Genomic DNA, 13,609 nt, shown 5'->3' with positions numbered 1-13,609 from the left:
CCGCATGCCATCCCGTGTCCCGCGCACCCTGCTCGCCGCCGCCCTGTCCACCCTCGCCCTGCTGACCTCCGGTCCGCTGCTGGCCGCCCACGCCCACGCCGCCCCGGCCGTCGCCGCCTGGGACACCGACCGCGCGGCCGCCGCCTACGCCGTGAACCCGGCCGCCGTCACCGCCTCCGGCAGCGAGAACGCCGGTACCGCCGCCGGCCTCGCCTTCGACGGCAACGGCTCCACCCGCTGGTCCAGCAACTTCGCCGACGACGCCTGGATCCGCGTCGACCTCGGCAGCACGATCCGCGTCGACCACGTCACGCTGGACTGGGAGGCCGCCTACGGCAAGCGGTACGTCCTGGAGATCTCGAAGAACGGCACGGACTGGACCCCGTTCTACACGGAGACCGCCGGCACCGGAGACTCCGTCACGGCCCACGCCTACCCCCAGGAGGTCACCGGCCGCTACGTACGCCTGCGCGGCCTGGAACGCGCCACCCCGTGGGGCTACTCCCTCTGGAACTTCAAAATCTACGGCGGCGAACCGGCCCCGGCGTCCACGACCCGCACCGACCTCGCCCTGAACCACCCCGCGTACACCAACTACTACCAGGACGCGGGCCACTCACCGGCGGCCGTCACCGACGGCGGCTGGCCGGCCGACCTCAGGGGGGACACGACCCGCTGGTCGACGGACTGGAACGCCGACCGCTGGGTGTCCGTGGACCTGGGCGCGCCCTCGACGATCGACACGGTGGACCTGTACTGGGAGTCGGCGTACGCGGTCGACTACCTGCTCCAGGTGTCGGACGACAACCGCACATGGCATACCGTCTACGAACCGTCGGCGGCGGACATCGCGGCCCGCCGCGCGAACGTGAAGTCGCCCGGGGACGCTGCCGGCCTGCACGACACGGTCAAGCTCCCCTCCCCGGCGACCGGCCGCTACGTCCGCATGCTCGGCAAGGAACGCCGCTCCTTCTACAACCCGGCACCGGCCACCGCCCAGTTCGGCTACTCCCTCTACGAGTTCCAGGTCTGGGGCACGGGTGGCAGCGCGACGGCGGCGTACCCCGCCCTCCCCGCCGACCAGCCGGGCACGTACCGCACCACGTTCTTCGACGACTTCACGGGAGCGGGCCTCGACCGTTCCAAGTGGCGGGTGGTCCGCACGGGCACGGAGATGGGCCCGGTGAACGGCGAGTCGCAGGCGTACGTCGACTCCACGGACAACGTCCGCGTGGCGAACGGCGAGTTGCTCCTCCAGGCCAAGTACTGCAAAGGCTGCACGAAGGCGGGCGGCGGCACCTACGACTTCACGTCGGGCCGCGTCGACACCAACACCCACTTCGACTTCACGTACGGCCGGGTCAGCGCCCGCATGAAACTCCCGGTGGGCGACGGCTTCTGGCCCGCCTTCTGGCTGCTCGGCAGCAACGTCGACGACGCGTCGGTCTCCTGGCCGGCCTCCGGCGAGACCGACATCATGGAGAACATCGGCTACGGCGACTGGACCAGCACGGCCCTGCACGGCCCCGGCTACTCGGCGGACGGCAACATCGGCGCCCGCCAGACGTATCCCGCCGGCGGCACCGCGGACCAGTGGCACATCTACGCGGTCGAATGGACCCCGACGGCCATGCGCTTCTACGTCGACGATCACCTGGTCCAGGAGACGACCCGCAACGTCCTGGAGTCGACGCGAGGCCAGTGGGTCTACGACCACAACCAGTACGTGATCCTCAACCTGGCCCTGGGCGGGGCGTACCCGGCGGGCTGGAACAAGGTGACCAGCCCCTACTGGGGCCTGCCCCAGTCGAGCGTGGACAAGATCGCCGGTGGGGGAGTGCGGGCTGAGGTGGACTGGGTGAAGGTGGAGCAGAAGGGCTGAGCGGCGGCTGCGCGCGCCGGGCAGTCGTCCGGCCCGCGTCCGTCACCCTATGCAAAGCAAGTCCTTCATTGAGTGTGTGTTGACCTTGTCAACGACACGCATCGTTGCCTGTCAGGCAAATCGCTGTGTACGGTTGCGGCCATGGCAGACAAGCCCGCGGCACCGGCAGGGTCCCTGGTCACCAGTTCCGAGATCGCCCGGATCGCAGGCGTGACCCGTGCCGCGGTGTCCAACTGGAGAAGGCGGTACGACGACTTCCCCGCCCCTGCCGGCGGAGCGGTGAACAGCCCCCTTTTCGACCTTGCCGAGGTGCAGGAATGGCTGGACGGGCAGCGCAAGGGGCAGGACGTCACGCAAGAGGTCCAGCTGTGGCAGACGCTGCGCGCAGCCTACGGTGACGACATGATCGGCGGTCTCGCGGATGTGGCGCAACTGCTCGCCGACGACGCGGGCAAGCCGTCCGAGGCGCTGCCGGAGGACGCCGGACGCCTGGCGCGGGACCTGGCCGACAGCGGATCAGCGAGCGAGGTGGTGAACGCTCTCGCGGAACGTTTCACCGACTCCGTCCGCCGGGCCGGATCGGATCAGGTCACCTCCCCACGCATCGTCCGCGCCGTGCAGCACTTCGCCGGAGAGGTGGCGCCCGAAGACACCGTCTTCGACCCGGCCTGCGGTATCGGCACGCTGCTGCTCGCGGTCGGACCCGCGCACGGACCCCGAAGGTGCGGCCAGGAATCGGACCCCCGTAGCGCGCGCTTCGCTCAACTACGAGCTGCCCTCACGGGCCGTGCGGACGCGGACATCGTCACAGGAGACTCGCTGCGCCATGACCGGTGGCCGGAGCTGAAGGCCGATCTCGTCGTCAGCGATCCACCGGTGAACGACACCGACTGGGGTCGTGAAGACCTGCTTCTGGACTCACGTTGGGAGTTCGGAACACCCTCACGGGCCGAGAGCGAGCTTGCGTGGCTGCAGCACGCCTATGCGCACACGGCACCCGGCGGTCGCGTCGTCATGGTCATGCCTGCCTCAGTCGCTTACCGAAAGGCAGGCCGCCGCATCCGCGCCGAACTCGTACGGCGCGGGATCCTCACCCAGATCACCGCCCTGCCACCGGGCGTCGCGGCATCACATGCGCTCCCCGTACACCTCTGGCAGCTGCGCCGACCACGTTCCCTCGGCGACGCCGTCACCAGTGTACGTATGGTCGATCTGACTGCTAACGATCCGGACGGCTCACTGGAGGCGAGACCCGACCAAGTGGCGGAGGTGTCTCTGATCGAATTGCTCGACGACGCCGTGGACCTCACCCCAGGGCGGCGCGTCGCCGAGTCACACCGTGACTTCGTGGCCGAATACCAGGCCCTGAAAAAGGAGCTGGCCCACCAGGTGCGGCAACTGGCCGAGCTTCTGCCGGCGCTGACCGAGGGCGCCGGCGCCAGTGCACTGGACGGGCCGTCCGTCAGCGTCGCCGACCTCGCTCGCGCCGGACTGGTCCAGTACGGCGATCCGGAACCGGTCTCTGTCAGCGACCAGCTCGACACCGACTTCCTCCAGGGATTCCTGCGCAGTTCGGCGAACACCCGCAGGTCCACGAGCGCCAGCGGCACGTTCCGCCTCGACGGCAAGGGCGCCCGGATCCCGCAGATGAGCATCGCCGAACAGCGCCGGTACGGGGCCGCGTTCCGCGCACTGCAGGAATTCGAAGAACTGACCCGGCGGGTGTCCGAGTTGAGCAAGCAGACCTCCGCACTGGCACGGGACGGTCTGGGAAACGGAGCACTGGCACCGACGGAGTAGCGGCTGAAACGGTCGCTCCGATTTCCAGGTCAGCCGACCGAAGGCACGAACGGACTGGCCGCGCCACTCCACGACACCGCCAGCGCCTCCCGAGCCCGCGTGCATGCCACGAAGAGCAGGCATCGCTCGCGCAGCGGGTCCGAGTCGTGCTGCAACGCGTCCACGGAAGCCGGTGTGACCTCGCGTGTGAAGGGCACCGCACTCGCCGTCGCCCCGAGGACGGCCACGCACCGGAACTCGAGCCCCTTCATGGCGTGCATGGTGGCGAGCCGCACGCCGTCGACGTCCGGCCCGGGGTTGTCCTTGACCTTCACCACCGGGACACCGGCCGCCCAATTTGTCGTAGGCCTTGTCCAGGAGCACGTTGAAGCGGGCGCAGACGCCGATTTCGGAGGGCCGGATGCCCTGGGCTATCCAGTCCTGGACCCGTTCGACGAGCGATGTCACCTCGGTCTGCTCCGAGCCGTAGATGAGGAACTACGCGCTGCCGTTCATGCCTTTCTCGGTCAGCACACGCCCGCGGGCGTATGGCCCACCGTTCGGCAGCCGCAACCGGAACTCCGGGTACTGCTTCTCGTCACCGTCCATGCTGATCGCTCCCCTCAACAGCCGGCTCGGATGAAAGGCTAGGCCGCCCGCTCGACACCTTTCGTCGTCCGGTGCTGGAGAAGCGCCGGACGCCTCACTACTGCCTTGGTGCGCGCAGACTGATCGAGGTTCGGACCCGTGCCCCGTCCAGCACAGTGTGGTCGATGACGGGCCGGGGCCTGGGAGTGGCCGCGGTCAGCTTGATCATGCCGCGGTCACTCAACGCGGTCTGCCATTCGCTCGGCCTGGGACGGGTACCGCGCTCACCGGCCGCCTGCGAGAAGAGCCGGAGCACCGCGTCATCCTGGCGGTCATTCAGGCAGCCGGCTACGAGTTCCAACGCTTGCCCCGGCGTGACATACGGATCCTGGGCCAGAATGCGCCCGACCACGAGAGCAGTCTTGTACGCGTCCGTGTCCACCGATGCCTCGGTCGAGGGCACCAGCGGGTCGTTCCAGTCGGGAGTTCCGGCCTGGGCCTGCACGGGTGCCCGCCCCACCTGGCGGAAGCCGTCGCAGTCCAAGAAGTACACGGCGGTTTCCGGAGTGAGCGACCACAGTACGTTGGCCTGTGAGATGTCCCCGATCACGAGCCCGGCGCCGTGGAACCAACCGATGGCCTCAGCACAGTCCAGGGCCAGCGCTTTGCGCTGCTCCGGTGTGGGCTGGACCACCTCCTGCCAGGCCACCTTGGGTTGCCTGATCAGATACTGCAGTTCGAGCAGCTTCGTGGATCCCGCAGCGGTGCACCACGTCATGTCGGACGGGGCGCGTCGCATCAGGAAGCCGACCACTCGATTTCCCTCGACCACCCGGCACAGCGGCCAGGCGGCAAGGGAGTCGAGGCGGCTGCGGTCGGACCGGCCTAGGCTCTGCCGGAACGCGACCAAGTCTGCGAGGGCGCCACCGTTGACCTTGGACGGGTTCTTGTACTCCTTGAAGAGCAGCGGCCCGTCGGCCAGAGCGTGCACATCACCCTGGCCGCCGCTGCCGACCCGGTCCCGTAGAGCGAGTGACGCGCGGGCGATGTCCACACCGTCTTCCGCGCTCATGCTCCGTCCTCCCACACGCAGATGACGGTGCGGTCGTCGTCGTAGGACTTGGCCCGTGTCTGCGCCTGCCAAAGGAAGTCGGACAGCGAGGGAATTTCAGGGCCGCCCCAGGCGTCAGCGAGATGGTCGGCGAACCCCGGGTCCTTCTGTGTCAGGGGGTTGGTGATGCCGTCGGTGCCGAGGAGGAGAACCTCGCCCGGCAGGGTGGGCACCAGGGCAGCCTTCACGCTGCTGTAGGCATGGGGAAGCGCCTCGGTTCGGGTGTCGAGAATGGCGCCGTCATCCATGGGATTCACATGGTGCCAGCGGCCCTCTGCCAGGACGAAGAGCCCACCGTCGCCCACGCTGAACAGGGCGCGTTCACGGACGCGAGGGTCCGTGGGGACGAGCAGAACGTGCAGGGTTGTCGCGTAGTCGGCGTCAACATGCACGCGCTTTTTCCGGTAGGCCTCTTGCTGCCAACCGGCTCGCAGTTCGTGAGCCACCCCCGTGATGGCCTTGTTGGCCAGTCCGCAAAGTTCGGTCTCGTTCTGCGCGCACAACGCCGCATAGATGCCTTCGGCCTCGTGGTCCAGGTACTCAGCCGTGAGACGTGTGACGCGATGCGACCCGATATGTGAATAGCGGGCTGAGCCGACCCCATCAGCCACCGCCAGGAGAAGCATCTCGGCGTCCGGGGGACCGATCCGCGTGATAGTCATGGCGTCCTGGCGACAGGTTCCCTCCCAGTTGTGGGAGTCCCCACGCACCGATGTGGCCCGCACGGTGATAGCTCCCACGCGGGCGCCATCCAGAAGGACAGCGGGGGTGACTGCTGCGAACGCGTCCCCGTCCCGTACGGAGGGGCGTGACAAGGGATGCGGCGGATAGCTGGGAGGACGGTGACCGATGTGATCGGGTACTCCGCGCAGTATGCCGACCCCGGCCTCCTGGGTCGCCATAGGGCGTTCCAGGGCATGGGCCTGCGGTGCCGGCGACTCGTTCGCCTGCGACCGGGAGATCGCCTCGTCCGCGACCATCTCGGGCGGCAGCGTCGCATAGTGGGCGTCGACGACGTTGCCGGCGGCGGGTTGGTCCACGTTCCAAGCGACCTGCCCTGCGTCGCCCGACTTCTCGAAACTCACCGGGCCGCTCACAGCTTGTCCAGGGAGAGCTTCGAGAAACCGGTGATCTGCTCCTCGACCTGGAGCTCGAAGCCCTCACCGCCCTGGGCGGCCATGCTGGTCGCAGAACTCACAATGGAGCGGGTAAGGCTCGAAGCGAACTCTCTGATTGCCATGGCAGGGGAGATCGATTCATCCTGCTGGATGAACGCCTTGAAGTTGGCCACCTCCGTGATGGTGGCTGGTTCGGCGTCACTGATCCCGAACGCGATGATCTTCGGCGCATAGCGGAACGAATTGAGTTCCTTGAGGTCGGTACGCCAGCCCTCGTCCGTGGGGATGCCGTCGGAGAGGAAGAAGACCACCGGCCTGTAGACGTCGTGGCCTTCGGCCTTCAGCTCCGCGACGTCCCTCTCGATGGTGTTCTTCAGCAGGCGGAAGGCGGCTCCGAAAGAGGTGACTCCGCCGGCCGTCAGGGACGGCAGTTGCGTCAGCTCGCTCAGGTCGGCGAGCGGCTGAAGCACGGAGGCCTGCGTGGAGAATCCGATCAGCGCGAAGCGGGTCTTGTCCGCGACGCTCGGGTTGGTGCTGATCTCCTGGTGCAGGTCGGGCAGCGCCGAGTTGATGGCGTCCACGCCACCTCCGGCCATGGAACCGGACTCGTCACACACCATGTAGAAGGGAAGGATCTGCATGGACTCTCCTGAGCTCAAGAAAACGGCCTGAAGACGGCTTGGCCGTCACCGGGTGTAGAAGTAGATCTCCAGGTCGGCCGCGCCGGAAGCGCCGCCGTTCCAGAAGTCCCGTGTCGTGGCGTCGCTGAACATGTCCGGGCGCGCCTTGTGCAGGGACTTGTTGATGTCGCGGGCGTATGCCTGACCATCAGTGGGTTCGTGGGCCTGTCCGAAGGTCAGCACGAAGGCCGCGTCGCGTGCCTTGTACCGGGCGGTGGCAGCGCGCAGCTCCTTCACCATCCGCGAGGTGTCACCCGGCAGCGCCGCCACATGGAGCTTGACCGGCTTGCGCTCCACGGAACGCGGCCCCGTCGGTCTCGGGCTCGGCTTGGGCGACGGCTTGCCGTCGGCCGACGGGGAGGGATGCGCGGCGGCTTGGGCCGCCAGCGGATCCCCTCGGTCGCCCATGGACACCAGAGCAAGGACGAGCAGCATGTCGGCGAAGAGCCACCCGGCAAGGTGCAGAGGGTTGAACCTGAAGCTCGGCTTGCGAGGGCTCACCGTGCCGATCCGATCCCGGCCTGCAGCTCCTTCGCCTGCCGCAGCTCCTCCTCCGCGCGCCGCAGTTCATCCGCGGCGCGCCGCTGGGCCGCCTCGGCTCCGAGTCGCGCCGCCTCGGCGTCGGCTCGTGCCGCCTCCGCATCCGCTCGTGCCGAAGCCACGTCGGCTCGCGCGGTTTCCGTCTCGCTGAGCGCCCGCGCCAAGGCGTCGGTGACGCTCGCGAAGCGGTCGGCGGCATCGTGCAGGGCACGGCTGCGGGCCTCGATGCCGAGCAGGGCCTCGCGTGACGACTCTGCGGCCTCGCTGGAGCGCTCGGCTACTGCGCCGAGGTCGTCGAGCAGTCGGCCGTTGACGTCGGAGACGACCTCGATGCCTGTGGTGAACCCGCGCTGCGAGGCCGCCAGTACGGTCAGGGAGTCCTCGACCTGCTGGGCCGCGTCGGACAGCGCGCCGCGGACACGGTCGCCGTTGTCGCCCACCGCCGACTCCAGTCGGTCTGCGGCACGAGATAGCACGTCGCGCATTGCGTCGCCGGCCGCCCGCAGGTCTTCCAGCGCCTTGTCGAGCACGCCGGTCTGACCGCTGACCGCGTCGGCCAGCTGCCGTCCCGCCTGTGTCACCGGGTCGGCGAGATCCTGGACGGCGGTCTGAAGGGCCGTTCCACTGTTCCGGACGGTTTCCTCGATCTGCTTGACCACGTGCTCGATCGGCCGCACGTACGCCTCGGCCTGGGAGAGGCGCTGCTCCGCCTTCTCCATGGCCTCGCCGACGAGTTCCGCGGCGCGAGTGAGTTCCTCCTGCGTGGCGATGGCCTTGGAGTGCATGCGCTGGAGTCGTCCGGCCGCCGAGTTGAGCTCCGCCGCGAAGCGCTGAGGGGAAGCGACACGATGCCGGTTGAGGCAGAGCTGAGCGCCTGTCAGGACCGGGGTGAGGCGTGCGAGGACTGCCTGGGTACGGTGGCGTGCCTGCTCCTCGCCTCGTTCGGCGGCGGTGCGACGGTAGCCGTGGACCGCCGTGAGGACGAACAGCATCCCCAGCGCAACGCAGCCCGTCACAGCGACGTGCCCGAACCGGAACACGTCGCCCAGGTGTCCGTCGAACCCGGACTGCCACAGCTGCAGAAAGGGTCGGCCGGCCGCCTTGGGGTCGTCACCGGTGAGTGCTCCGTACGCGCTCGAGGCCTGCCAGAGTCCGAACCACGTGAAGAGCAGGGGCAGGAAGACCAGGGCGCCGAGAACCACGTCGAGCAGGGAGTTGAACCGCGTGCGGCGGCTCTCCTCCGAGGTCTCGGCAATGCTCTCGGGCCGTGCGAAATGCCCCATCAGATCGAGGTCGGCCCACGGGTCGAGGGCCTCCGCGTCATTGGAGACCAGTGCCTTGGCCAGTGCGCGCAGTTCGTCGGCGCGCGGCGCGAGCAACGGTTCCTGCGCCATGTCGTCGAGGTGACGTGCCGCCACCCCGCTGTCGATTTGAGTCCCCGCGAACATTCCCTACCCCTGCCCGGTGATACCGGGCCATCTGTGCAGATCCATGTGACCGTCGGCGCGGCAGTGCCTTGACGCTCACGCCTGCGTGTCAACAAACATGGTGCCTACAATGTTCACACCTTCTTCACCGCTGACGCAACAATAGGTGAGAATCACACGGTCGATCCGGCGTGTTGAGAACGATCGATATCGATCGGTGATGTACGGGGAGGGCTGCGATGAGCGGTGACACAAGGCAGCGAGGGGTCATCCAGCTGGGCCGAGGAGCGGCGCCCGTCCAACCTGAGCCCGCGGAGCGACGCCCGCGGGAATCGCGGATGCGCACCGTGGACCTCACCAAGCAGACGCCGCGCGCCCAGATCGCGGGCCGGGGCATCCTTCAGGTGAACCTCAAATGGTCGGTGGCCTCGGAGGCCGACCTCGATCTGGGCTGCATGGTCCTCACCCGCGACGGAATGGGCGCCGCTGTACAGCCCCTCGGTGAGGAGTGGGGGAGTCTCGACGCCTGGCCCTACGTCAGCATCGACCAGGACGACCGGACCGGCGAGACCTCCGACGGGGAAACTCTTCGTATCAGCCTCGAGCACCGCCGCGAGTTCACCAAACTCCTCGTCTATGTGTACATCTACGAGGGCGCGGCCGACTTCCGGACACTCGGAGGCGTCGTCACCGTCAGCGCACCTAGCGGCACCTGGCGCATCCACCTCGACGACTCCCCGGACGGCGTCACCGCATGCGCCATAGCGCTGCTGACCCCGGGGCAGGACACGCTCGAACTCCGACGTGAGGGCCGCTGGTTCACGGCACAGCCGTGGCTGCCGAACCAGCTGCTCATCGACAAGGCATACGGCTTCGGCTTCGACTGGGTGCAGGGCAGCAAGCCGCCGCTGTGAGCCGGTCCCGGTCCGGCATGGGTTCTGGCCGAGCCGTCCGCTGCGGCCACCTCATGGCAGCGCGGTGCGCATCCACGCGCCCGCCTGCTCCGGTGGGGCGTGTGTGTCGATGCCGAGCACGTGGATGACACCCAGACCGCGTTGAGGACTCCCGACCTGAAGGGTGCGTTGGGCGTATCCTCCCGGCTGGGGATGGACGATGACCGCTCGCGGCGCGTTGACCGGGGTGTAGCCGGCGCTGTAGGTCAGGAGCTGGTGGATGTCGCCCGCGCTCACGCCGTGGCGGTCGTAGCGCTTGTACTTGGCGTCGACGGGCAGCAGGGCGTGCTGGTGCGTGCCGGGGCCGGGCAGGCTGAGCAGCATGTCGGGGCGGAACGTCGAGGCGCTGCCGAGGTCGCCGCGGACGGTGATGCCGGTCTTTCCGTTGCTGGGGACGGGGCGTCCGCCGTGCGGGGCGACTGCCTCGGTGGCGAGCCGCCGGACGACGGCTTCCCAGAGGGCGGGCATGGCCAGTAGGAGGCCGCCTGCCGTAGAGCCGTGGTCGGTCAGCAGGTCGTTCGGGCCTCCGCCGTGCAACAGCAAGCGGGCCCACGTGTGGGCAGCCCGATAGCGGGCGTTGAGGCGCGTGTACTGGGTGCGCTCGAGGGCGCGCAACGCGGCGGCCGGCGTGCCGGAGTGCGGGAACGCGTCGGCGACGTCGTGCAGGCGGCGGGCCAGTCCGGCGTCGGTCGACAGGCTGAGCGCTGCCATCAACGCCGTCCCGAGTATGCGGTTGTCCCCGATGTCGGCCTCTCGGTCGAAGGCGCGGACATGCAGTTGGTCCAGTTGCCCGAAGCGGCGGGTGACCTGCGCGGCGACGTCCAGGCGCCCGCGCAGTACCGGCTGGAGGCTCTGACGGCGCACGTAGTCCCGACGCAATCCCTCCCGCAGGAGCTTCTCGCACTCCTCCAGCAGGGCCGAGGCCACGAGGTCGGCGTAGCCGTCAGGGGAGCTGGACCAGCGCCTGGCCGCCGTCGGGACGGTGGTGTGGAGCGCGTAGGCGAGCCACGCCATGAGCTGCTCGCCCGGGATCGCGAACTTCGGTTTGATGACCAGCCGTACCCGGTCCAGGGGCACTACGCCGACGGTGGCGTCGGCCTTGAGCCGCCAACCCGCTCGGGCTGTGGTCAGGGTCAGACAGCCTCGTGCCTGCAGGGCGTGGAGCCGGTCGAGATCACGGGCGGTGAGCTGGTCGGAGGCCAGCTCGGCGGACTCGTACTCGCCGAGCCGGACCCCTGGGCGGCGGTCAGGCATCAGGGCCCGTCGTGTCGCTGGTGAATTCGGTGGCCAGCGCATCGGCGAGGTCCTGAGGAGACATGAGCACGGGCCGCCCGGTGTCCTGGTCGACCAGGCCGCCGAGGACGCGGTGGAGCAGGTCCGCGCGGCCGAGACAGTAGTCCTCCAGGAGGGGCACCACCTCGTGGTGGAAGGCGGCCGCCAGGTCCTCCTCGGTGGCGATCGGCTCTCCGTCGCGCATCAGGTAGGCGTGCCCGATCTGGTGGTCGGCGTCCAGGTGGTGGGCGATGCGGCTGTTGAGAGACTCGAAGAAGGCCGCCAGGTCGAGCGGGCCGACCGTTCCCGACACGGCGTCCGGGTCGGGACCCACGGACAGGAAGGCGAAGCGGCGGCGTACCGCGGCGTCCAGATGGCTGATGCTTCGGTCGGCCGTGTTCATCGTGCCGATGATCCGGACGTTCGGCGGCACGGAGAAGCTGCGCTTGCTGACCGGCAGGTCGACAGACAGGTTCCGTTTGTCGAGTTCGAGGAGCGTGATCAGCTCACCGAAGATCCTCGGCAGGTCGCCCCGGTTGATCTCGTCGATGATCAGGAGGAAGGTCTGGTCGGGATGGCCGGCGGCGCGTTTGCAGAGCGAGTGGAACAAGCCGTCCGCGAGGGCGAGAGTGAGCCCGGAACTCTTTGCGTCGAGGTCGGGCTTGAAGCCTTCGACGAAGTCCTCGTATCCGTACGAGGGATGGAAGGTGACCAGCCGGACCCGGTTACCGCTCAGCACCTCGGCCTGCGCCCGAGTACGTCGCTCCGGCTCCGAACCGTCGAGTACGTCCGCGCGGCCGGCCAGGGCGAGGGCAGCACCGAGGGCGAGCCGCGTCTTGCCGGTGCCGGGCGGTCCGTGCAGGATGACCTGGCCCTTGCGATCGAGGGCGTTCATGACCGCCTGCACGTCGTCGGGCAGGTCGACGGGCGTGCTCGACACCACCGGACGGGCGTCCCGAGCGATGCCGGATGGCCGCATGGTGAACCTGGCGAAGGTGGCCGGGTCGACCCTGGCGAAGGTGGACCGCCAACCGCGCTGGGGCTTGGGCAGTCTCTGTGCGTGGGATAGGTCCCACTTCACCGGGACGATGTGCTGGTACTCCGGTCGATCCGGAAGGAACTGGTAGCTCGCGGTGACAGTGCCCGTGGCCAGGATCTCGTCGAGCCCGCGGTTGGCGACGATCCGGTCGCCCGGCTCCAGATCCCGGAAGGCGAGGAGCCGGCGTGCCGTGTTCAGACTGCCGCCGCTGCCGCTGGGATATCCCCTGTCAAGGGCGTCCTTGAGTTCTGTGTCGCTCCGGTACTGGCCCAGGTCACCCAGCTCGTCCCAGCCCACGCAGATGAAGTCGCCGTCGCGGCACTCGCCCCAGAGCCGCCCGCGCTCGCCAGGAGCGATTTTCCAGATCGTGCGTTGCCGGGGACGTGGGTCGAAGTCCTGGTAGAGGAACGTCATCACTTCGTGCCTGCTCCAGCCCTCGAACTCGGTGCGCGACCGTATGAGTTCGAGGAGCCTGCGATTGCTGCGCCAGGCAGGCGCATCGGCTTCCGCCGTGCCGCCGAGCAGGATCAGGAACCGCCGCAGGTGTTCGGTGGAGTAGACGGGCAGGAAGTGTTCGGGGAAGTAGACGGCCAGCGACTTGGTCACCAGCGCCGGACCGAACCGCAGCGCGGAGAGTTCGTCCACGGCTTCGAAGTCCCCAGCGGCGACCGCGTCGAAGGCTGCGACGAACTGCCCCCGAAGCTCCTCCCACGCATCTCGCGGCTCGGCCTTCCCTAGCGGAGCCGCCAGGCGCCACTCGCCCGAGTTGTGGAGGAACATGATGTGCTTCGCGGCGCTGCCGCCCTTGATGCTGCCCAGGTCCGGAGTGAGGAACTCGAGCAGGCGGCAGTACGTCGGTTCCGATCCGGCGGGAGCCGACTGTCCGAGGGCATAGCGCTCGAGCGGTAGCGTCTTCCATCCCTCCAGCGGGAACTGGGACAGAACCCGCTTGCGCTCCACCTCGGCAGCAGACTCCCTCTCCGCTACGGCCGTCCGGTCGAACCGAAATGCCGCCGTGCGCACATCCACCCCACCTGTCATGCCGCCATGATGCCGGAAGACGTTGATCCCGCAGCCGGAGGTCGATGGTTCGTCTGCGAACGGCTCTGTGGGCTGACACCATGGACCGGCAGGGGCAGCTCCAGCTCGCTACGCGCGGAGCGCAGCGACACAGGTGATGGGGGAAGCCGTGGAGGACTGGATCTACATCCTCAACCCGA

At 68.5% G+C, this 13,609-nt stretch carries 10 protein-coding genes and 1 pseudogene; 3 read left to right on the top strand and 8 right to left on the bottom strand.

Annotation, left to right across the window (positions count from 1 at the left end):
- The first annotated feature begins 4 nt into the window (after positions 1–4).
- Both PV343_RS08480 and PV343_RS08475 read left to right on the top strand, forming a co-directional pair.
- The gene (locus PV343_RS08480; protein WP_319146178.1) at positions 5–1,882 is read left to right on the top strand and encodes a discoidin domain-containing protein; all 1,878 of its coding nucleotides are present in this window, start codon (positions 5–7) and stop codon (positions 1,880–1,882) included.
- Between the two features lie 141 nt (positions 1,883–2,023).
- Positions 2,024–3,682 (top strand): N-6 DNA methylase, encoded by a 1,659-nt coding sequence (locus tag PV343_RS08475; RefSeq protein WP_319146177.1) that lies wholly within the window; start codon positions 2,024–2,026, stop codon positions 3,680–3,682.
- Between the two features lie 29 nt (positions 3,683–3,711).
- On the opposite strand, the pseudogene PV343_RS08470 reads toward PV343_RS08475, so the two are convergent.
- The 6 genes and pseudogenes from PV343_RS08470 to PV343_RS08445 form a co-directional block, all read right to left on the bottom strand.
- A pseudogene (locus tag PV343_RS08470) lies at positions 3,712–4,150 on the bottom strand (3'-5' exonuclease); the annotation flags it as partial.
- Positions 4,151–4,367: 217 nt separating this feature from the next.
- Positions 4,368–5,321 carry a hypothetical protein gene (locus tag PV343_RS08465; RefSeq protein WP_319146176.1) on the bottom strand — a complete coding sequence of 318 codons (954 nt, stop codon included), beginning with the start codon at positions 5,319–5,321 and terminating at the stop codon, positions 4,368–4,370.
- Entirely contained in the window at positions 5,318–6,445 is a 1,128-nt protein-coding gene (locus PV343_RS08460) for a protein phosphatase 2C domain-containing protein (protein WP_319146175.1), read from the bottom strand. The genes PV343_RS08465 and PV343_RS08460 overlap by 4 nt, the downstream gene beginning before the upstream one ends.
- Positions 6,446–6,453: 8 nt before the next feature.
- Entirely contained in the window at positions 6,454–7,119 is a 666-nt protein-coding gene (locus tag PV343_RS08455) for a vWA domain-containing protein (RefSeq protein WP_093473262.1), read from the bottom strand.
- Positions 7,120–7,164: 45 nt separating this feature from the next.
- Positions 7,165–7,659 (bottom strand): hypothetical protein, encoded by a 495-nt coding sequence (locus PV343_RS08450; protein WP_319146174.1) that lies wholly within the window; start codon positions 7,657–7,659, stop codon positions 7,165–7,167.
- Positions 7,656–9,092, bottom strand: coding sequence for a hypothetical protein (locus PV343_RS08445; RefSeq protein ID WP_319146173.1), 1,437 nt, complete (start codon positions 9,090–9,092; stop codon positions 7,656–7,658). The genes PV343_RS08450 and PV343_RS08445 overlap by 4 nt, the downstream gene beginning before the upstream one ends.
- A 371-nt stretch (positions 9,093–9,463) precedes the next feature.
- On the opposite strand from PV343_RS08445, the gene PV343_RS08440 reads away from it, so the two are divergent.
- On the top strand, positions 9,464–10,039 hold the full coding sequence (locus PV343_RS08440) for a tellurium resistance protein (RefSeq protein ID WP_319146172.1): 576 nt from the start codon (positions 9,464–9,466) through the stop codon (positions 10,037–10,039).
- 51 nt (positions 10,040–10,090) lie between these two features.
- Here PV343_RS08440 and PV343_RS08435 read toward each other — a convergent pair whose 3' ends face one another.
- Both PV343_RS08435 and PV343_RS08430 read right to left on the bottom strand, forming a co-directional pair.
- Entirely contained in the window at positions 10,091–11,332 is a 1,242-nt protein-coding gene (locus PV343_RS08435) for a 5-methylcytosine restriction system specificity protein McrC (protein ID WP_319146171.1), read from the bottom strand.
- The gene (locus PV343_RS08430) at positions 11,325–13,430 is read right to left on the bottom strand and encodes an AAA family ATPase (protein ID WP_319146170.1); all 2,106 of its coding nucleotides are present in this window, start codon (positions 13,428–13,430) and stop codon (positions 11,325–11,327) included. The genes PV343_RS08435 and PV343_RS08430 overlap by 8 nt, the downstream gene beginning before the upstream one ends.
- Positions 13,431–13,609: the final 179 nt, after the last annotated feature.

The organism is Streptomyces sp. WI03-4A (assembly GCF_033792105.1).
Taxonomy (GTDB): domain Bacteria; phylum Actinomycetota; class Actinomycetes; order Streptomycetales; family Streptomycetaceae; genus Streptomyces; species Streptomyces collinus_A.
This window is presented reverse-complemented; position numbering and strand designations above follow the sequence as displayed.

What these genes read in the sequence shown, in the direction of transcription:
- PV343_RS08465 (WP_319146176.1), bottom strand. Translation starts at nt 5,321, where the DNA reads ATGAGCGCGGAAGACGGTGTGGACATCGCCCGCGCGTCACTCGCTCTA.
- PV343_RS08480 (WP_319146178.1), top strand. Translation starts at nt 5, where the DNA reads ATGCCATCCCGTGTCCCGCGCACCCTGCTCGCCGCCGCCCTGTCCACC.
- PV343_RS08435 (WP_319146171.1), bottom strand. Translation starts at nt 11,332, where the DNA reads ATGCCTGACCGCCGCCCAGGGGTCCGGCTCGGCGAGTACGAGTCCGCC.
- PV343_RS08440 (WP_319146172.1), top strand. Translation starts at nt 9,464, where the DNA reads ATGCGCACCGTGGACCTCACCAAGCAGACGCCGCGCGCCCAGATCGCG.
- PV343_RS08445 (WP_319146173.1), bottom strand. Translation starts at nt 9,092, where the DNA reads ATGGCGCAGGAACCGTTGCTCGCGCCGCGCGCCGACGAACTGCGCGCA.
- PV343_RS08455 (WP_093473262.1), bottom strand. Translation starts at nt 7,119, where the DNA reads ATGCAGATCCTTCCCTTCTACATGGTGTGTGACGAGTCCGGTTCCATG.
- PV343_RS08475 (WP_319146177.1), top strand. Translation starts at nt 2,024, where the DNA reads ATGGCAGACAAGCCCGCGGCACCGGCAGGGTCCCTGGTCACCAGTTCC.
- PV343_RS08430 (WP_319146170.1), bottom strand. Translation starts at nt 13,430, where the DNA reads ATGACAGGTGGGGTGGATGTGCGCACGGCGGCATTTCGGTTCGACCGG.